Genomic DNA, 19,892 nt, shown 5'->3' on the forward strand with positions numbered 1-19,892 from the left:
CAATTCTTCGTTTGAGACGGGGGTTTTCGTATTACTTCTTAATAACCACTCTGTTAGGAATGGAGATGTTGCCGGCAGCATCCTTTGCTTTTACATAGATAGCGTGGCCAGCTTTTTGTTTCTTGATCTTGATTGCATAGTTGCCTGTTTTGCTTGCTGTAGTCCAGCCGATCGTCTTATTCGATGAACGGATGTATACATATGAACGAGGCTCTGCTTTTCCGTATACAAGTGTAGAGCTTGTTTTAAGCGGGTGTACACTTGGCGATTTTGGCGCTGTTTTATCTTTTACAGTAACGACAGCAGGTCTGCCCATGTTGCCGGCTTTATCCGTTGCTGTGACAGTTAATAATGTGTTTGCTTTTTGGGTCTTGATGGAAACAGAGAATTTGCCGTATTTATCGGCCATTCCCACTCCGATTATAGTTTTTCCTGCCCTAATTGTAATACTTGAAGCAGCTTCTGCTTTACCTGTCACATATCTATCATGATCTGTTACTGAGCTGACAGATGGAGCCTTTGGCGGTGTTGTATCGCCATGTGACGGTGCAGGAGTGAATGACTGAGGAGTGATGGAGTATGAACCCCAAGTTCCTTTATCATCTGTTAGTGATGCAAGGTACTTAATTGTTTTCGTTTGTGCAGCTGCTTTTTCTGCGTCTGGCGAAGATTTGAATGTAAGTGTAACGTCTTTATTGATTGGCTGGATCGACCAGTTGCTGTCTGCAGACGGATTGATTTTTCCAGTTGATGAGATGTAATCCATTAATACTTGACGGTTTTCATCTGGTGAATCAACGACAATCTTGGCTTTTCCGCCAGCGAGTCCCGGGAAGTTTCCGCCGCCGCTTGCACGGTAGTTATTTGTTGCAACGATGAATTTTTGATTAAGATCGATCGCTTTTCCGTCAAGTGTAGTCAGATTTTTGATGCGGTTAGCATCAGGGTTCACGACTTTTCCAGAAAGATCATATTTAGCCGGCTGTGTTACATCAATTTGATATTTCACGCCATCGATAACATCATAGTTAAATGGCTCAAAGCCGTAATTGATTAGCACCTGAGGATCTTTTTTCGCTGGATCGATTTGGTTGAACTGTCCGGCAGACATTTCGAGCCATTCTTTCACTTGTGCGCCAGTAAGCTCGATTGCCTTTAATGTATTTGGATACAGATACAGGTCATTTGCGCTTTTGATGGAAAGATCTCCAGCTGCAATGTTTGTATAATCGCTTGGTCCCTGGCGTCCTGCCTTGAAAGGGGCACCAGCAGATAATACCGTTAAGCCTTTATATTCTGGAAGCTTAGTGTCGATATAATTTTTCACGTAAGCAATTTGTGCATTGTTCACGATTTGAATGGTAGGGTCATCCTGCACACGGGCAAAATAGCTGTCCATTGGTGCGCTTGTTTCCCCGATTTTGCCTCTTACATAAGTAAGAGTGCCTTCGTGCGCTTCTTTAACTGCATCCACGATTGTTTGGTCAGCATCAGCTTTAGATACTTTAACACCGTTCACAGTTTCCATGATTGGCCTGTTAACCGACTGGGAATCCTTGACCTTCCATTGGCCGTTTTCATTTTCAAGCGTGATGTCCATAACTCCAAGGTTATTTCCCCAATAACCAGCTTCAAGGGAAGGTACTCCGTTGATGGTTCCTTTTGCCTGGTCAATGCCTGGTTTGCCGGCAAACTCTGCTGCTTCAGGGAATGTTACATGCTTGTGGCCAAATAGGATGGCATCTATTCCGCTGACTTTGCTTAGGGAATACACTGCATTTTCCGCATCTTCAAGGCCATCCGCCTGTACGTCACAGCCTGAGTGGGCAAGTGCAATGATAACCTGTGCTCCATCGGTGCGCATTTTAGGAATGAACTTTTCAGCTGTTTTGACGATATCCTTCGTTTTCACTTTTCCGGCAAGATTGTCTTTATCCCAATCCATGATTTGCGGAGGGACAAAGCCGATAACACCGACCTTAATCGTTTGTTCGTTGCCATTTGCGTCTTTTACTTTTTTATCTAAAATCTTATATGGCTCAAATTCATTTACATCATTTGAATCATCATTGTCGCCATCCACTTTGTAGATATTGGCATTCACATACGGGAAGTTGGCGCCTTTCTTTGCCTGATCCAAAAAGTCTAAACCGTAGTTGAATTCATGATTTCCAAGAGAAGCGGCATCATAATTAAGAGTATTCATCGCTTTATAAACAGGATGCACTTCACCGGGCTGAAGCTTCTTCACTTTTGCAACATAATCTGCCAAAGGGTTACCTTGAAGCAAATCTCCGCTGTCAAACAGCATGGAGTTTTCAGGGTCCACTTCTTTTCTGGCTTCCTTAATCAGGGTAGCCGTTTTTGCCAATCCGAACTCTAAAGTAGGAGCATCCTTGTAGTAATCGTATGGCATAACATTTGCGTGGATATCTGTTGTTTCGAGGATGCGAAGCTTTACTTGTCCTGGTGCAGTTTCTCCTTCTGCGTTAGCTGATAGGGATCCGATTGGTGAAATCAATGTACCGAATAAAAATGCCGAGGCAGTTGCTTTACTGAATCTAGTCAGTTTTTTTGTCATTCTGGTATACACCTTTCCTTTTCCTAAAATTAAAAGCCAGTTTAGCGATGAAATCTAAATAAAAACTACCAACTCCTTCTGCCGGATACGACATATCGCGAGGCAATATATCAAAACAATACTCTTAATTATTACTAGGAAGAGAGAAGGAAATATATAGGTAAAAAGTACTGTATTTATGAAAAATTTCAATTTTGCAGATAAAATAATAATTTCTTAATATTTGGTATTGTTTAAGCTATATTTGATTGACGAATTATTGATTTCCCTCCAGGATGCTCGCTTTCCGCTAATCTAAGCAGGAGTCTCGCAACCTACGCTCCAATCAACCTGACTTAACAATAAGATCACCTCACAGAACAGATTAAAAAACAACAATCTTTAAGAAAAGACCCTTTATTAATAGGAAAAGATGTGTATATCGTTCCGGAAATGACTTTATTTTATGTTTATCAGGCAGGAGGATTGGCACCTGCTAAATTCCCCGGCAAAGTATCCGATAAAACAAGAGGATATTTTAAATAAGAAGGAGTTTTTCAGCATGATGAGAAAATACGGAGCAGCGGCAGCGGCCCTGCTTCTTTCAGCGAGTATGCTTGCGCCAAAGGCAAGCGCAGCAGCAGCCTACACAATTACACCTAGCAGCAAGACTTTTAGCGGAAATATGATGAACTTCAGCACCTACAATAATAATACCAAGCATTATTATCTGCTTCGCTCTTATCTGGAGCAGCTGGAGAAAAAGGGCGGCGGCACACTGACCCTAAATGGCGGCACATACACCATTTCGAATACCCTATATGTTCCTTCAAATGTCACCATACGTTTGAAAAACGGTGTCAGACTAGTGAAAGGGACAGTAAGCGGAACGAAGCAATTTGCCGCAGCTAAATCCATGTTCCAGCTGATTAGGCCTTCCCGTTCAGGAAAAAAGGGTGTATACGGGAAATATAATGGTGAAAAAAATATCTCCTTCATCGGTGAGGGAAATGCTGTAATTGATATGAAGTATGATAATGAAAGCATCGCGATCATCATGGGCCATAATAAAAATGTGAAGGTGCAGAATATACATTTTCAGCATATGCAGTCAGGACATTTTATCGAAATGGACGCATCTGATCATGTGTCCGTTATCAACAATTCTTTTGTTGATTCCAAGCCTTCCCCGAACCGGAACAAAGAGGCGATCAACCTGGACACCCCAGATCGTTCGACTAAAGGCTGGAGCCAGGAATGGAGTACATATGATAAAACGCCAAACAGGTATGTGACGATAGAGTGCAATACATTCCGTAATCTGGACCGGGCCATTGGGACACATAAATACTCCGGAGGCTCGTATCATGAACATGTGACTATCCGGAAAAACAGCATAACGAATACCCGTTTGGATGCTATTCGGGTCATGAACTGGTCGAATGCCGTAATCGAAAAAAACAGCTTCAAAGACGTGGCTGCAGGTGATGCGAAATACCGCGGAATTCTTGCCAGCGGAGCATCCAATCCAATTTTCCAGAATAATACGTTTGAACACACAGGGCGCCCGATGCAATTTCTTGCGGCAAAAAATGACGGTCCTGGCTCTCAATATGCGATAACGTATAATACACTCAGCCAGAAAAACATGGACGCGCTTAAAACAAATATAGTGAAGAATACGAGCGAAACTTTCATCCGTATCAACCACTTCTATAATGTGTACAATGACACGATTAAAATTCCTTGTGTAATAAAGGAATAAGCTTAGACACACCCGCATGGTTCCTTTAAAGAGCTGTGCGGGGTGTTTCATGTTTTGTAAGGTTTTTATGACAAGGATGTTTTCTTAAAATTTGCTGCTTTTATCTAGTGTTGGCTCTAATAAGTTGGCATTTCGCTTGAATGACACTGGATTTGGCTCGAATGGGAGCAGATTTCGCTCTAATCAGCGGGAATTCGGAACAATTATCCAGATAAATGGAAATCACACCCTGCTTTTTTGAACCCGCACTGATATTCTTCATGAAAATACCTTGTTTTTTCCTCTAATTCAATATTATTGGGCATGAAAAAAAGATATTTAAAGATGATGAATGGCATTAAACATGATATAGTACATTATGTAGTTTTTGCTGTTATTTTGGAGTTTTTTGCAAACCATAAAGTAAAGAAATTCATTAAAAATTAAATACAGAGAGATGGTATTTAGATTTGGATAATTCACGAAGCACAAGACATAAAAAGAAAAAGAAGAAGAAACGGGGATTAAGAAGGTTTCTTACTGTTCTTGTTCTGCTGCTTATTGCAGCTGGTGCCTATGTTTATTTTCAGTATAAGCAAGGCATGTCAGAGGCTCTGGACGGGGCAGGCAAGGAGAAGGCCGCGAGTTACGACTTTAACGGTAAGCTGCCGAATAACGGGCAGATTAATGTTCTCTTGCTGGGAAGTGACTCCCGCGGTGAAAAGCATTCCCGGACAGATTCCATTTTAATCGCCCACTATAATCAAAACACGCATGAACCGAAGCTTGTATCGATCATGAGAGACAGCTATGTTGATGTTCCAGGGCACGGCAAGCAGAAAATTAACGCCGCTTTCGCATTTGGCGGGCCAGAGCTTCTGCGCAAAACCATTGAAGAAAACTTCGGGATCAATATCAACTATTATTCGATTGTTGATTTTAAAGGATTCCCTAAAATTGTGGATACGATTGCCCCGGACGGCATCAAGGTCAATGTGCCGCATGATATGTCATCAGGCATCGATATGACGCTCCATAAGGGAGAACAAACCCTCCACGGCAAGGAGCTGCTCGGATATGTCCGTTTCCGCCATGATAATATGAGTGACTTCGGCAGGGTGCAGCGGCAGCAGGAGGTCCTTGGTAAGTTAAAGGATAAGGCAACAGAAATCAATAATGTCGTCAAATTGCCAAAAATTCTTGGCATGACAGCACCATATATTGATACAAATATCGACACGAAGACCATGCTGATTTTAGGCAAGGATGTTATTACAGGACAAGCTAAAAGTGTTGATAAGCTGAGAATTCCGCTTGACGGCACCTTTGAAAATGAAAGAATTCCCGGAATCGGCGCAGTGCTTGCTGTCGATCTTGAAAAAAATAAAGCCGCACTTCAGCAATTTTTGTCATCCTCCAAATAATTTGGGGGATTTTTTTTGTTTTGTGGAAAGTTCGTGCAGCATATAATTTTGATACATTAAAAGTGCAGGGGGATAGCGGATGTTAAATTGGAGCGTGAAAAATTGCAGGAAGCTGATGTTACTGTTTTTTCTTTTGGTTCCTGTTTTGCTTGTTTCAGCATATCCTGTTAACGCGAAAGAAACCGCAGCAAAGAAGACCGTATACCTTACCTTTGATGACGGTCCAGGCAAATATACAAATAGCATCTTGAACATCCTCCAGAAATACCATACGAAAGCGACGTTTTTCATGATCAGCGGAAATATGAAAAATAACCCTAAAAATGTACTCCGCATTACCCGTGAAGGACATTATCCAGCACTGCATAGTGTCAGCCATGATGCTCATAAGCTATATAAAATCAACTCAACAAATTTTGCGAATGAAATGGTCACTGCACAGCAAACTCTGTATAAAATCAGCGGCTTTAAAAGCAGGTTAATGCGGGCCCCTTACGGAAGCACGTATACAACTAAGGTGATGAGAGATTATGCGGTCAAAAAGGGCTTTAAAATGTGGGATTGGACAGTGGATCCAAGAGACTGGGCGTTGGCCCGGCATCCGGAGAAAATCCTTGAAAATATTAAAGCTCAAACAAAGCGGACACGTGAGGTAATCATTCTTCATGAAAACAGCCAAACCGTGAAGGAGCTGCCGCAGATTCTGGATTATCTCCGTAAAAGGGGATACGAGATGAAAGCCTATGATCCAAAGCATCATTTTACTGTGAACTTCTTTAATGATAAAAGGCTATAAAAATAGCCCAGGCACCTTGATTGAAGGGGCTTGGGCTTCTTGCAGCTGAAGTTGTGTTATCTCAGCTTAACCATTTTGTTCGAAACATTATTGTAGAAGTAGAGGCTTGAGCCTTTTACAGATAAAAAGCCCGCCTGCGTATTTTTGATTTTTTGTTTAGAAGTGCCCCCAAGCTTCATCTGATAGACAGAATTATGGTCTGCAAGATTAATATAATAAAGCGTGCTTCCAATGATTTTCAGCGAGTAGATGGGATGGTTGTCTACTTTAGTAACCGAAGATCCTGTCAGAGTCATCCTGTAAAGCTTGTGATCATTTTGATTGGCATAGTAGATGCTTGAATTATACCGGACAAAATCAGATAGGGAATAGAGCTTTTGATATTTGGTGCTGCTTGCTTTTGGAAGCTTACTTTTATTCCAGACATGGTCCTTTGCAAGCTTGCTTTCCGGAACAAGCAGGTACTTGTACGTGAGCACGTCGGAACGGTCGTTTGTCACAGGGTCATCAAAGGTGCTGTCGATATAGTAATAGCTTCCACCTGTTTTCACCATGTTCCAGGCGTGGTCTCCGCTGCTTACTGTGCCGTTCACCTTAATTGCCCAAATGCCTGCTTTATTCAAGAGGAGCCTCAAGGCTTTGGCGTATCCGTCACAAACCGCTTTATGGGAAACGAGCGCTCCGTAAGCTGTGAAGGAGCTTTGCGGCAGGCTGTTTTTTACATAATGATCATAATCATAGGACGTGCTGTTCACAAGGAAATCATGAAGATAAATGATGCGCTCAAGTTCGGTTTTCTTTGTTTTTGCTGTTTTTACAGCAGCGTTCACCTTGCTGTTAAGGGACGCTTGCATTTTGGTGATTTCACTTTTGGAGCTGATATATTTCGGATAAAAATAACCGGGTGACCACTGAAAGTAGTACTGGGTATAAAAGATTTCCGGATGGTTATCAAGCACCTTTTGATAGGCGGCAGTAATCTTGCTGCTTTCCTGGCCATATTTGCCGAGAGAAATTTTAGATTGCATGTGGAGAATTCCGTTGTAGATCGAGTTATACAGAAAATCATCAGAAGAAGCTGCACTGGCTTTTGGGGCGGAAATAGGCATAAGCAAGGAAAAAATCAAAATGGCAGGCAGCAGCGGCAGAAATAGTTTTCGCTTAAACATTCTCCACATCCTATACATAATTTGTATTTCCTATTTTAATAGATGTAACATAGATTTGCCATTATTAGTGAGCACAAATAAAAACACCATCCCGGTATGGCGGGATGGTGCTGATATTATCTTTTTACGAAGATTTTAACTGTTTTTGAGGTATTGCCTGCTCGGTCCTTTGAAGACACATACAGTGCTGTTCCTGCTTTTTGTTTTTTCATTTTCACAGTAAAGGTTCCGTTTTTGCCTACATATGCATAGCCGATTACTTTATTGTGGCTTTTTACATAAACCTTGGAATATGCTTCTGCTTTACCTGTTACCCAGCCTTCACCTGCTTTAACAGCATGAACAACTGGTGCTTTAGGCGCCGTTGCATCCTTAACGATAAGCTTTACAGAAGAGCTGATGTTTTTGCTTTTGTCTGCAGCGAATACATAAAGCAGGGTTCCTGCTTTTTGCTGTTTGTCCAGTTTTACAGAGAACATACCTTTACGGTCTGCAACTCCTGTCCAAAGCGTTTTGCCTCTTTTAACAGTAACGGTTGATCCGGCTTCTGCTTTACCTGTTACCTTTTTATCATAATCTCTTACTATATGAACATATGGAGCATGCGGAGCCGTTTTGTCCAGAACGGTAACTGTTGTTTTTTCGCTATCGTTTTCAGCAGCATCTGTGATGCTTGCAGATACGGTTGTTCCTGCTTTTAAGTGTAATGTCTTAATTTTGAATGTGCCATTTGCACCGATAAGAACATCACGTTTAAATTCTTTTCCATTAATCCAGACTGTAAGCTTCGATCCTGCTTCAGCTTTACCAGTAATGAAAGAGTCATGATCTGTAACCGGATTAACAACTGGAGCATCAGCTGTAATGTCTGTTACTTTTTTGATTCTTCCTTCGATGGCTCCTGAAACTGGGGATTGTGCTTTCAGGTAGTTAAGCAGGGCATTAAAATCAACAGGGCCAGTCACTTTGTTTTTGCCGCCGGTAAAGGCTGTGTAGCTGTCTCCGCCTGTTGACATGAAGTTATTGACTGTTGCCGTATATTCAGCATTCGGGTCAATTTTCTTTCCGTCAGGGAGGAAGATGTTCACAACTTTTTGCCCTTTTGGAAGTGCATCGGACCATGTATAGGTCAGCCCAGAGATCTGAAGCATATTGGTTTTTTCAGGCTGCCATTGCTGATTTAATACATCGCGGATCTGCGCACCTGTCAGGGTCATTTTCACAAGGTCATTGCCGAATGGCTCAACCGTGTAAACCTGGCCCCAGTTGATGGTTCCTTGATCGATGTTGGCGCGGATTCCACCTGGATTCATGAATCCAAAGTCTGTTTTCATTTCAGTGCGCATGCTGTCTGCAATCACATTTCCGAGAACAGATTCGCCTGATTCATTTTGGTCTCTTGTAAGAGGCATGCTGGCTGTGCCGATTTCTTCAGAAATAATCGGTTTGATGTCGTTCAGATATTTATCTACCAATGCCTGTGCTTCAGCGTCAGGTTCGATGCCTGTGTTCAGTGTATTCACGATTTGTGCATCTTTTTTTACGATATCATGTGTTGCAGGGTCTATCTCCAGATTCACATCAGAGATAGCGGCACCGCTAGAATAAGCTTGAACAAGCAATTTTCCGTCTACCGTTGAGTTCAGGTATTTATGGTCATGAGCTGCAAAAATTACGTCCACTTCATCATCTACGGTATTGGCAAGGTCGATCGCTTCACCTGTGGGATTTGATCCATCCAGATTGGAGGTTCCGGGATTATGGGCTAATACAACGATAGCCTTGACTCCTTGATCCTTTAATTCTTTCGTATATTTATTGATTGCTTCTGCTTCGTCTGTGAATTCAACACCCTCAACACCGCTTGGAATAACGATGCTTGGTGTATCAGAATAGGTAACCCCGATAAAGCCGATTTTTTGTCCAGCTTCTTCTTTAATGATATAAGGATCAAAGATCGGTTTTCCGGTTGACTTGTCGATTACGTTTGCGGAGATGTATGGGAAGTTTGCTCCTTCAAAGGTGCCGTATTGTTTGGTTTTCGGATGCTCTCCGCCATTGACAAGGCGCTTCATTTCAGCAACACCTTCATCGAATTCATGGTTGCCAAGAGTGCCGATATCAAATTTCATCAAATTCAAAAACTTGATGGTTGGCTCGTCCTGCAGCAGGGCGGAAACCGGCGAGCTTGCGCCGACAGCATCTCCAGCCGAAACCTTGATGGTATTCGGATTTGTCGCTTCAAGCTTCTTTAGATAGGCAGCCAAATAGGCAGCCGTTCCAGTGACTTGTCCATTAATCTTCGTTGTTTTATCAAGCTGTCCGTGAAAATCATTGATGCCAAGAATTTGGACCTTTACATTTGCGGCTGTATCTTCAGCATGAGCAAGCTTTTGTCCTGCTGGAGACATGAAGGATCCGAATAGAAGGGCAGAGGCAGTAATCTGGCCGAGCCTGGTAAACTGTTTCTTTTTCATCAAGGTTACACCGTTCCTTTTCACAAATTAGTAGATTAATAGAAAAATAAGTAAAACAAGGGCGCAGCTTGCTAGCTAACATCTTAATTATTATATATTTCTATTAGTTATGTGAAAAGGTAATTTTCAGAAAAAATATAAAAGCCGCCATGAAAATTCATGGCGGCTAAACAACTAACGTGTTTTATGCTGTCCGGGAACAAAGGAGATATGTGCAGCTTTCATGATGATCTTTGATATGTCTGTATTATCTATGACACCTTTGAAATTCTCGCTGCCTGGTCCTTCTGCAAAAACGGCAATGCTGTTAGCTGTATGTCCTCCGGTTGTTTTGCTTGCTGCCCGGATGCTGCGGTCCTGGGCCCCTGCAAGATTATGAAGAGCGATGACACTTCCGATTTCCCAGCCGGTAATTTGTGAAGGATAGATGGATTTGCCTGGAGACTGAAGATTTTTAATCAGCTCCTGAGTTTCCTGCGGTGAAAGCTTTATATTGGCATACTTATGAAATACCTCTAAAAGGCTTTCAGGAATTATTTCTCCATCGCTTGTTTTTTTAAGCTGTGAAGCCATGTATTCAGATGAAGCTTTTACATTTTTCAGTCCGCTGACATTCATGGGTTCTGAAGACGAAATGCCCATCGTTTCATGATCGGCAAGCACAACAACAAGTGTATCTCCGCGTTTTTTTGCCCAGGATGTAACCTCTTTGACTGTTGAATCAAACTCGGCTGTTTCCTTCCAGATTCCAGTGAAATCAGCTGCGTGTGAGGCATGGTCAATGCGCCCGCCTTCCACCATCAAGAAAAAGCCTTTGTCAGAGCCATCAAGAACACCGAGTGCTTTCTCAGTCATTTCATTCAAAGTGGGCTCATTTGATTGATAAATATCCCGGTCATTAACAAATTGCATATATCCCTGATTGAATAAACCTATAAGCTTTCGATTAGAAGGAGCTGCCCGCAGCTGATTTCTGTCAGCAGCAACGGTATACCCGGATTGACGGAATTTATCAATCAAATCTGTTCCGTTCTGTTCTTTTGGAGAAAAGTATTTAGCTCCGCCGCCGAGGATAACATCCAGATTATGCTTGTAAATTTGCCTCGCAATATCGGCATTTCCTGTCCACCTGTTTACAGCGCTTGCACTAAAGGCTGCTGGTGTGGCATCGGTGATCATGCTTGTTGAAATGATTCCGGCCCGTTTTCCATTCATCTGTGAGGCGTCAAGGATGCTGTCTATTTCCTTTCCGCTGGGATCTGTGGCGATAGAACCGTTATTGGTTTTCACCCCTGTTGCAATTGCTGTTCCGCCGGCAGCTGAATCTGTTACAGAATTGTTCTCAGAATAGGTATGCATCAAAGCCAGATGCTCCATTTTCTCCATATTCAGCACGCCCTTTTTTCCATATTCCAGCTGCCTCGCTATTTCCATCTGCCCGATTCCCATTCCGTCACCAATCATGATGATAATATTTTTTGGAACAGAACTTTGTTTGGCATCCGTTTTTAACGGGAGCCCGCAAAAACTGCCAAAAAGCAGAGTGGCTGTTAAAGTGAAGGCTTTGATATTGTGAGGCTTCATCAACCATCAACCCCCTTTCAGTTACCAATAGGGTGCGTGATGCGGCTTGAATTATTCATGATGCTCCATAAGAAAAGTGGAGGGAAGGGGTATAAAACAAGGAGGGGAATCCATATTAATTATGTTCGTTATCAACAATCTGGGAGGGAATTTATAATGATGCAAAACCAAGATCAAAATCAGGGTCAAAACCACCAAAATATGCATACAGGCAGCGTGCCTCCTCATTTGAACCACGGAGGACATGAAATATTTGATGTCAGAGAAGTGCTCATGGGAACGATTAATACGTTAAATTCTTTTATGCTGCTCCGCCAGCATGTGCAGGATCCTGAGCTGCTGGGAATTTTAGACCGCCAGTGCCAATTTATCCAGAATGAATATAACATTACACTGGATTGCTTTAAAAGCGGGCAAGATCCGGCCCAGCCGACTCAAAGCTATAAAATGAACCAGGGAAATGACTTCATTTACGGCTTAACACCAACATCGCCAACAAAGCCGATGCAAAATGTTTCCGAAATGACGGACTCAGCCGTTTCAAGTTGTATGCTCGGTGCACTGAAGTCGAGTGCTTCTGTGAAAACCGTGGCTGCCCTTGAAACAACAAATCCGGTTGTTCGCCGCGTGCTTGCAGATTCACTTCCAAATTGCATTGAAATGGCCTATGAAGTTTCGATTTATCAAAATAAGCATCATTACTACCAGGTGCCGCAGCTGGCAGAGCAGGATGTGCAGCAGATGCTGAATGCATTTGCACCTGCAGCAGCCACTGGGCAGCAAATGGCACCATTACCGAATCAGAACCAGATGCCAAATGGCGGAATGGCTCACTAAGATTTCAAATAAAAAATGCCCTTAAGCATATTGCTTAAGGGCATTGCGTGTTTTTAAGGGTCCTGCCTGATTACGCAGCAGCTTTTGCAGTGTGAGCAGGTTTGTTTCTTTTAAATAAAACGATAGCTGTTGTTAATAGGGAAAAGACTACTATAAAGAGGGCCAGCGCAGCTATATTTCCCCAAAAAGATGCATAGTTATCAAGGTTGATGACAGCTTTGAATCCACCGATTGAATAAGTCAGCGGAAGGAATTTGCTTAATGTCTGGTAGCCCTGCGGCAGCATATCAATAGGCAGGCTTGAGCCAGTTATTGAAAGCTGCAGAACCAGAAATGCCAATCCCGCAAAGCGGCCGATATTTCCTGCAAGCACCGTCAAAAAGAAGACGATCGCCAGGAATGCCAGACTTGTAAAAATAGAAAACAGCACCATGCTGATTCCGTTCATAAAATTAGAATGAATAAAGAATAAAGTAAACAGGGAAACAATGGCTGCCTGGGCGGCAGATAGCATTGCCATGGTTCCTAATTTGCCTCCGTAAAAACGGAACTTTGAAACTTCAAGGTTTTCCGGCAGCTTCAAATCAAATAGAAGAGTCAAGAGCAATACTCCTGTAAATAGGGCCAGTGACAAGATATATGGAGCATTCGCATAGCGATATGCCTTGAATTTATGGATCGCTGTTCCAGCAAGCTTGACTGGAGCGGAAAATTGCTCGATGTTTTTATCTCCTGCATGGATGGCGCCTGTTTGTTCAGCACCGCCTGCCAGTCCAGTAGTGAGTTCGTTGGAACCGCTTTCAATTTGTCCCACCCCATTATCAACTTTTTTCAGGCCAAATGACAGGGCATCCCATCCTGTTTTAACAGATTGTGTTCCATTTGATACTTGAAGCATCCCGTTATCGAGTTTGTTAGCACCGAGTGTTAAGGCGCCCCATCCAGTTTTGACTGTCTGGTTTCCGTCAGCAACCTGTTTTGTGCCATTTGCGAGTGTGGAAACACCGGAGGTCATGTCTTTCCATCCGCTCTCAACAGTACGATTGCCTTTATTAACAGAAGAGATGCCACCATTTATGGCAGCCACTGAATCCGTCACCTTTTTCCAGGAAGAGTTAACAGTTTCGTTTCCTGCAGCAAGTGTTTCTGTCCCGGCAGCAAGTGTGCCTGCTCCTACCGATAAGGTATTTGCTCCTGCTGAAAGCTTTTTCGCACCTGCATTGACTGAGGTTTGGCCTTTTACCAAATCACTCAATCCCCCATTCAGGGTTTTTGAACCGGTTTTTGCAGCAGCAATTCCAGTTGACACCTGTTCAGCTCCCGCTTTAAGTTCAGGAGTTTTTGCTGCAAGCTGACCCAGTCCGCCAGAAACTGCTTTGCTTCCCTCTAAAAGCTTTTTAAAGTCAGGGCTTTCTTTAAGGCCAGGCACTTTCTCAGCCAATTGGTCAAGTCCTGCAGCGACTGACTGCGCTCCGGCAAACAAGGCTTTTGCATTTTTGTTTACCTCGCCTGCGCCGTCAGCAACCGCCTTGCTTCCAGGCTCAAGCTTGGCCAAACCGCTGTCCAAAGAAGTGCTTCCGGATGCTGCATCTTTTAAACCGTTAAGCACCAGTACAGAACCCGCTTCAAGGCTTCCGGCCCCAATAGCTAAATCACGTGCGCCTCCTGCAACCTTTTTCGCGCCTCCGTCGACCTGCTTTGCGCCATCAGCTAATTGGCCGATGCTTCCAGAACCGTTCTTCAGAGACTTCAAAAGAAGACCAGATCCGTTTTCAAGCTGCTGTGTTCCGTCCGCCAGCTTTGAGATATCTGAAGACTTTTCCTTCAGTGAAGATAATAGAGTGTTTGTTCCGTCGTTCACTTGCATAGAGCCATCTGCAAGCTTTGAGATATCATTTTGTTTGCCGGAAAGAGAGCGGTATAATTCGCCTGTTCCTGATTTAAGCTCTTTGGAACCATCTGCTAATTTTGAGATATCAGGCGCCTTTTCCGATAGGGAAGAAAGGATTTTTCCTGTTCCCTTATGCAGCTCCTCGGCACCGGCATTGATTTTTCCTGAACCATCAGCTCCGTCTTTGAAGCCTGAAGAAATATCTGATAGCTTAGCGAATAATGTCTTGGTGTATGTTTTGGTTATCTGGCTATCAAGCTGTTCATGAATCGTGGCTGCTGCATTTTTCGTGACCTGTGCCGCCATAAAATGAAGCCCTTCATTTTGTGTATATTTCAATTCCGGCTTCTTGGGATCTTCATCCAAAACAGTTGTTGCATTTTTGGAGAAATCACGGGGAATTTCAATGACCATGTAATACTTTAAGTCCTTCAGTCCCCGAGCTGCCTCGTCTGAGCTAACAAAATCCCATCCGAGTGAATTGTTTTTCTTTAAATCTGCCACCAGATCACTGCCGACATTAATCGGCTGATCTCCTGACATGCCGCCTTCATCCTGGTTTACAATGGCTACCGGCACCTTTGATAAGTTGTCATAAGGACCCCAATTGGCAGTAAGGATGATTGCCGCATACACAAGCGGTACTAATAAAACAGCGATAAGTGCAATAATCCATCCCTTTCTCCCATTAAGTCCATTAGACTGTAATGCATAACCTTTCATTTTATCCCCCCATTGACTCTTTTTTACGCTCAGAAAATGAATAGGTATTCACTTTTTGAGCGTAAAGTATAATATTCTGAATATTGGTACTTAATACCTGCTAACTTTATGATGGTTACAAATATTTTTATTCGCTATTCAACAAGAGGTTGATTTCCGCTTCAGGATGCTCGCTTTCCGCGGGGCAGGCGGTGAGCCTCTAAAGCAATGCTTGCGGGGTCTCACCTTCCCGCTAATCCCGCAGGAGTCTCGCACCTTACGCTCTAATCAACCTGACTTAACAATGGAATTGCCTCACACAGAACACATTAAAAAAAGAAAAGATCCTAAATAAAAGAAGTTACGACACGGTTCACAAAATTGCGCGAAAAGAAAATATTTCCAATAATGTAAAAATAACTTATGATAGAGATGATAAAGAAATAGGGGGAACGATATGACGATTGCGAAAAAAATTCTATCACTTGGCGTAAGTTTGTCTCTAGCCTCAACACCGTTTTTTTCTCATCATGAAGTTTTGGCAAAGGGACCGGCAATCTCTAAAGCAGCTTTGCCGCTGAAAAGTGCCCGTGCTTCTCTAAATGGCAAGCTGCAGAATGCCAATGCGGGGAACTACAGCGATGATACACTTATTGTGAAATACTCGAAGCCATTATCAGCAGCAGATCATCAGCTCGCAGGAGGGACTGTCATTCGGCATGTGAGCGGACTGAATTATGTTGTTGTTAAAGTAAAAAACAAAAAAGATTTTAAGAAGGCACTGTTAAAGTATCAAAAAAATAAAAAGGTTGTGTCTGTCAATGTCAGTCCGATTTATAAACCCTTGGCTGCAGCTGATCCTAAAATGGACAAGCAGTATTCACTGAGCCTTCTGCATATTAATGAAGCTCAGAAGCTCGCAGGAAAGAACAAAGTGACGGTGGCAGTCATCGACGGGGGAATTGACCGCAATCATCCTGAACTGAAAGGATCCTTGCTTCCAAGCTATAATGTTGTGAATCCGATGAATCCGGCCAATCCAGATCTTCACGGTACACATGTAGCAGGAATCATCGCTGCCAAAAAAGGCAATGGAATCGGCGGGTATGGAGTCAACCCGAATGTAAATCTTCTTTCAGTCGATGTGTTTGACAGCCAAGAAGGCACCTATGATTATAATATTGCCCAGGGTGTTTTGTATGCAGCTGAAAAGGGGGCCAAGGTGATTAATCTTAGTCTTGGAGGAGGATTTCCCTCGCCGGTTCTAGAAGAGGCTATCAAAAAGGTAATCGCTAAAGGAGTGGTAGTGGTAGCCGCTTCCGGAAATGACGGGATGGAAATGCGGAGTTACCCTGCAGCCTATGAAGGGGTTATCAGCGTCGGCTCAGTTGACAGCAAGAAGAAGCTCAGCTATTTTTCCAACTACGGAGCAGCAACAGATATTGTGGCGCCTGGAGAGGATGTATATGCGCCTATCTATGATAAAGAGAAAAAATCAGCATTTGGGACGTTGAGCGGAACAAGCATGGCTTCGCCGGTCGTGGCCGGAGCGGCATCACTGCTTCTTTCCAAATATCCGAAGCTTACTCCGGCACAGGTTGAGTACATTTTGGAACAAACATCAACAGATCTTGGAGCATCTGGCTATGATATCAAATATGGAAACGGGCTTGTCAATCCAGTTGCAGCCTTGAAATATGATATAAAAAAACTTCCGGCTTTCGTAAAAGAAAAGTGGTCAGAGGACGAAATTTTCAAAAAGGCAGAAGCCATCAAACCCGAAGCAGGAGAATCGAAAATCTCCGGATCGATTACAAAGCCTTATCAGCAGAACTGGGTGAAGTTTCATGTGGAAAAAGGGGAGTATATCCAGACAAACCTTTCTAGCAGCTCTCCGTATGATTACAAGGTAATGGTCAATTTCTTTGGAGATATTTTTCATAAACAAGAGCTTGAAATCAATGATGTGGTACAAGGGAAAAATGAAGCAAAGCTGATTCAGGCACCATTTACAGGAGATGTCGCTATCGGGGTGAAGGACGTGAACGGAAACTTTGATAAAAGCCGTTCAAAGTACTCGTTATCCATCATCAAAACAGACAAGCTTCCAGAAGATGAATCAAGCAAAGAAGCACCAATCGATATGAAAAGCGTTCCCCAAGCCTTGCATCTTACAGGCGAAGAAGGTGACGACGACTATTTCACCTTTAAATCCGGAAATACTGCGCAGCTGATGAAATTCAGTGCTTCAGGAATTCCGGGAGTCAATATCGGGCTAGAAGTTTACGATAAGGCTTCCCTGTTTCCTCCAGCTGACGATGGTTCCGGCAGCGGAGAAGGAACAGATCCAAAAGAAGGAGACAAGGGATCTGATTCTAAAGAAGGAGATAAGGAACCCGCTTTAACAGAAGATGAAAAATCCGCTTCGGGTGATACAGTTCCGGCCAAAGAGGAAGAGATCCCGTCTCTATACTCAGCCAACAATGGAGGCACGGGAGATGGTGAAACCATCACCTTTATGTCTGAACCTGACACAGAGTATTATGTGAAGGTGACGAGCAAGAAGCTGATGATGGATGATTCCATGAGTTTCATAGAATTCATTACCATGCTGCTGTTTGGAATGTCCCAGAGTGAGCAGGAACCGGGACAATCCCTGCTTCCATATCAGGTTCACCTCGACAGCAAAACGCTTCCTGAGGATGAAGATGGCCTTCCTGGCGAAGAGCCGGATGGGGAGGATGATGGCGGAGACTATGATTCTGATAAAGAATATGAGAAAATTTCCAGCGCAGCACTTCCATATGAATTAGGGAGCACGTTAAGCGGCTATATTCAAAATGAGGGTGATGAGGATTGGTACTCCTTCACGGCAGATAAAACCGGGATTTACAAATTCGACCTTCCAGGAACAGATGGGACGCCGCTGCTGCAGATTTCAGAAGTGATTGAGTCAAAGAATGAAGATGGGAAAATACACAAGTTTCTAAACCCGATTGGCTATAACGTGGAAGGCGATTTCTTTTCGATGGGATTGTCACATGAAGTTTATACAGGTTTGAAGGCAGGAAAAACGTATTATTTAACGGCTGCCATGAATCCATTTTCTTCGAATCTTTCCTTTGATCCGTATCAAATTAAAGGAGAGTTCTTTACCAAAGCACCAGGTGATGCTTATGAAGAAAATGACACACCTGAAAAGGCGAAAACACTGCCAAAAGGGCCGATTGAAGGAAACTTCGCCATGCCGAATGATACTGACACTTTTTATCTTGCGCCTTCCAAAACCGCCATTTACGGAGTGGACTTTCAGCGTAAGGAACTGACAGATTCCTTGAAAGCAAAATATCCTCAAGCATTGCTGGCTCCTTTTTACGGATTGGTAGCCATCACCGAGGATACGAACCTGAACCACAAGCTGGATGATGATGAATATGAAAAAACTACTTATGTAGAAAAAATGGATCAATCCGGCTTTAATTACGGTTCCTTTAAGGCTGAAAAAGGAAAAAGGTACTTTGTCACATTGCAGAGCTATATTGATAGTGCCTCACCGCTGACATTATGGCCATATAAGCTGACTGTGGCACCGGTGAATCTAAAAGATGAAGATGCTTCTTCTAAAGTGCGGCATAATACACCATCTAAGCCGCTGCAGTTTAAAAAGGTTAATAGCAAAACCTACTCTGCGAGCGCAAGTTTGAATGCGGGAGTCGGAGAAGGCGATGAAGACTGGTTTGCCTTCACATCCGATAAAACTCAAACAGGATTGATCACACTAAAAGCAGGCAATGAAATCGACGGGGTAATCGAAGTTTATAAAAACGGAAAACGAGTCGCCTATAGTGATTACTACGCACAGGGAGACAGCGAAATCTTATCGCTTAACCTAGCAAAAGGCACGTATTACATCAAAGTCCGTGACAGTAAAGGAAACGCATCTTTCAATCAGTACGGTTTAACAATTGCATTGAATTAGATACCTTTTAAGCAGCTCTCCTAAGGGGGCTGCTTTTTTCTGCACGATTCTCATGAGAAGGTGCATGAATCTGGGTAGTTGCAAGATTTTATGGGAAAGTTGCATGATTATCATGGAAAGTCGCATGATTTCGAGAAAAGTTGCACGAATTTGCTGTAAAGGTGCATGATTATAGCTAAAAGCCATATGATTTCTGGAGTAATCCCTGATTATAAAGCATCAGAGCTGTGAGGAGAGCCTTAAAAGAGCGTATCAAACCTTAAGATACCCTTAAGTGCATTCAGAAAGACCCTGAAAACAAGACAGGTTTCAAAACAAACATAAAAAACCCCCTGCTTCTAAGAGCCAGGGGGCTTAATTTCTTATAGTGTCTTACAGCCCATATATCTTGGTTTCCAGTAGGAGTTGCTTAAGCTGGCGATGCTTACTCCGTGGGAAGAAGATGAGTTGATGAACTGATTGTTTCCTATATATATGCCAACATGTGAGACGCCTGAGCCGCCAGTGTTGAAGAATACGAGATCTCCTTTTACAGGGGCAGAGGTTTTTAGTCCGATGTTAGAGTAAAGCTGTGAGGAAGTCCTTGGAAGGATGATTCCTTGTTTTTGATAGACGTAATAGATTAAGCCTGAGCAGTCAAAGCCGGATGGAGTCATTCCGCCCCATCTGTAAGGAACACCCATGTATTGTTTGGCAGTACTGATAAGTCTAGGGACGTCTACTTTGTAT

10 protein-coding genes and 2 pseudogenes are annotated in these 19,892 nt (G+C 43.0%); 5 read left to right on the plus strand and 7 right to left on the minus strand.

Features of this window, described 5'->3' with window-relative positions; translation table 11 throughout:
* Nucleotides 1–31 precede the first annotated feature (31 nt).
* A complete protein-coding gene (locus BM126_RS05965; RefSeq protein ID WP_090988661.1) occupies nucleotides 32–2,581 on the minus strand; it encodes a bifunctional 2',3'-cyclic-nucleotide 2'-phosphodiesterase/3'-nucleotidase in 2,550 nt (849 codons plus the stop codon).
* Between the two features lie 541 nt (nucleotides 2,582–3,122).
* On the opposite strand from BM126_RS05965, the gene BM126_RS05970 reads away from it, so the two are divergent.
* The 3 genes from BM126_RS05970 (at nucleotide 3,123) to BM126_RS05980 (ending at nucleotide 6,524) form a co-directional block, all read left to right on the plus strand.
* Nucleotides 3,123–4,325: a right-handed parallel beta-helix repeat-containing protein gene (locus tag BM126_RS05970; RefSeq protein ID WP_177201326.1), complete on the plus strand. Its 1,203-nt coding sequence runs from the start codon at nucleotides 3,123–3,125 to the stop codon at nucleotides 4,323–4,325.
* Between the two features lie 449 nt (nucleotides 4,326–4,774).
* A complete protein-coding gene (locus BM126_RS05975) occupies nucleotides 4,775–5,728 on the plus strand; it encodes an LCP family protein (RefSeq protein ID WP_090988663.1) in 954 nt (317 codons plus the stop codon).
* A 79-nt stretch (nucleotides 5,729–5,807) separates the two neighbouring features.
* The gene (locus BM126_RS05980) at nucleotides 5,808–6,524 is read left to right on the plus strand and encodes a polysaccharide deacetylase family protein (RefSeq protein WP_090988664.1); all 717 of its coding nucleotides are present in this window, start codon (nucleotides 5,808–5,810) and stop codon (nucleotides 6,522–6,524) included.
* 56 nt (nucleotides 6,525–6,580) lie between these two features.
* Here the strand turns inward: BM126_RS05980 and BM126_RS05985 are convergent, their stop codons facing one another.
* From BM126_RS05985 to BM126_RS05995, 4 genes and pseudogenes are all read right to left on the minus strand, one after another.
* Entirely contained in the window at nucleotides 6,581–7,693 is a 1,113-nt protein-coding gene (locus tag BM126_RS05985; protein WP_177201327.1) for a DUF5050 domain-containing protein, read from the minus strand.
* Between the two features lie 116 nt (nucleotides 7,694–7,809).
* Complete coding sequence (locus BM126_RS23245; RefSeq protein ID WP_371261420.1) at nucleotides 7,810–8,589, minus strand: Ig-like domain-containing protein; 780 nt, start codon at nucleotides 8,587–8,589, stop codon at nucleotides 7,810–7,812.
* Nucleotides 8,566–10,170: pseudogene (locus BM126_RS05990) on the minus strand (bifunctional UDP-sugar hydrolase/5'-nucleotidase); the annotation flags it as partial. The pseudogene BM126_RS05990 and the gene BM126_RS23245, both read right to left, overlap by 24 nt.
* Nucleotides 10,171–10,344: 174 nt before the next feature.
* A complete protein-coding gene (locus BM126_RS05995; RefSeq protein WP_090988667.1) occupies nucleotides 10,345–11,754 on the minus strand; it encodes an alkaline phosphatase in 1,410 nt (469 codons plus the stop codon).
* Nucleotides 11,755–11,910: 156 nt separating this feature from the next.
* On the opposite strand from BM126_RS05995, the gene BM126_RS06000 reads away from it, so the two are divergent.
* Nucleotides 11,911–12,591, plus strand: coding sequence for a spore coat protein (locus BM126_RS06000; RefSeq protein WP_371261410.1), 681 nt, complete (start codon nucleotides 11,911–11,913; stop codon nucleotides 12,589–12,591).
* A 70-nt stretch (nucleotides 12,592–12,661) separates the two neighbouring features.
* On the opposite strand, the gene BM126_RS06005 is transcribed toward BM126_RS06000, so the two are convergent.
* Complete coding sequence (locus BM126_RS06005; RefSeq protein ID WP_090988668.1) at nucleotides 12,662–15,205, minus strand: YhgE/Pip domain-containing protein; 2,544 nt, start codon at nucleotides 15,203–15,205, stop codon at nucleotides 12,662–12,664.
* 436 nt (nucleotides 15,206–15,641) lie between these two features.
* On the opposite strand from BM126_RS06005, the gene BM126_RS06010 reads away from it, so the two are divergent.
* Complete coding sequence (locus tag BM126_RS06010) at nucleotides 15,642–19,163, plus strand: S8 family peptidase (RefSeq protein WP_090988669.1); 3,522 nt, start codon at nucleotides 15,642–15,644, stop codon at nucleotides 19,161–19,163.
* Between the two features lie 362 nt (nucleotides 19,164–19,525).
* Here BM126_RS06010 and BM126_RS23250 read toward each other — a convergent pair.
* A pseudogene (locus BM126_RS23250) lies at nucleotides 19,526–19,867 on the minus strand (C40 family peptidase); the annotation flags it as partial.
* Nucleotides 19,868–19,892: the final 25 nt, after the last annotated feature.

It is taken from the genome of Bacillus sp. OV322 (assembly GCF_900112495.1).
GTDB lineage: Bacteria > Bacillota > Bacilli > Bacillales > DSM-1321 > Peribacillus.

What these genes read in the sequence shown, in the direction of transcription:
- BM126_RS06000 (WP_371261410.1), top strand. Translation starts at nt 11,911, where the DNA reads ATGATGCAAAACCAAGATCAAAATCAGGGTCAAAACCACCAAAATATG.
- BM126_RS06010 (WP_090988669.1), top strand. Translation starts at nt 15,642, where the DNA reads ATGACGATTGCGAAAAAAATTCTATCACTTGGCGTAAGTTTGTCTCTA.
- BM126_RS05985 (WP_177201327.1), bottom strand. Translation starts at nt 7,693, where the DNA reads ATGTTTAAGCGAAAACTATTTCTGCCGCTGCTGCCTGCCATTTTGATT.
- BM126_RS05970 (WP_177201326.1), top strand. Translation starts at nt 3,123, where the DNA reads ATGATGAGAAAATACGGAGCAGCGGCAGCGGCCCTGCTTCTTTCAGCG.
- BM126_RS05980 (WP_090988664.1), top strand. Translation starts at nt 5,808, where the DNA reads ATGTTAAATTGGAGCGTGAAAAATTGCAGGAAGCTGATGTTACTGTTT.
- BM126_RS05965 (WP_090988661.1), bottom strand. Translation starts at nt 2,581, where the DNA reads ATGACAAAAAAACTGACTAGATTCAGTAAAGCAACTGCCTCGGCATTT.
- BM126_RS06005 (WP_090988668.1), bottom strand. Translation starts at nt 15,205, where the DNA reads ATGAAAGGTTATGCATTACAGTCTAATGGACTTAATGGGAGAAAGGGA.
- BM126_RS05995 (WP_090988667.1), bottom strand. Translation starts at nt 11,754, where the DNA reads ATGAAGCCTCACAATATCAAAGCCTTCACTTTAACAGCCACTCTGCTT.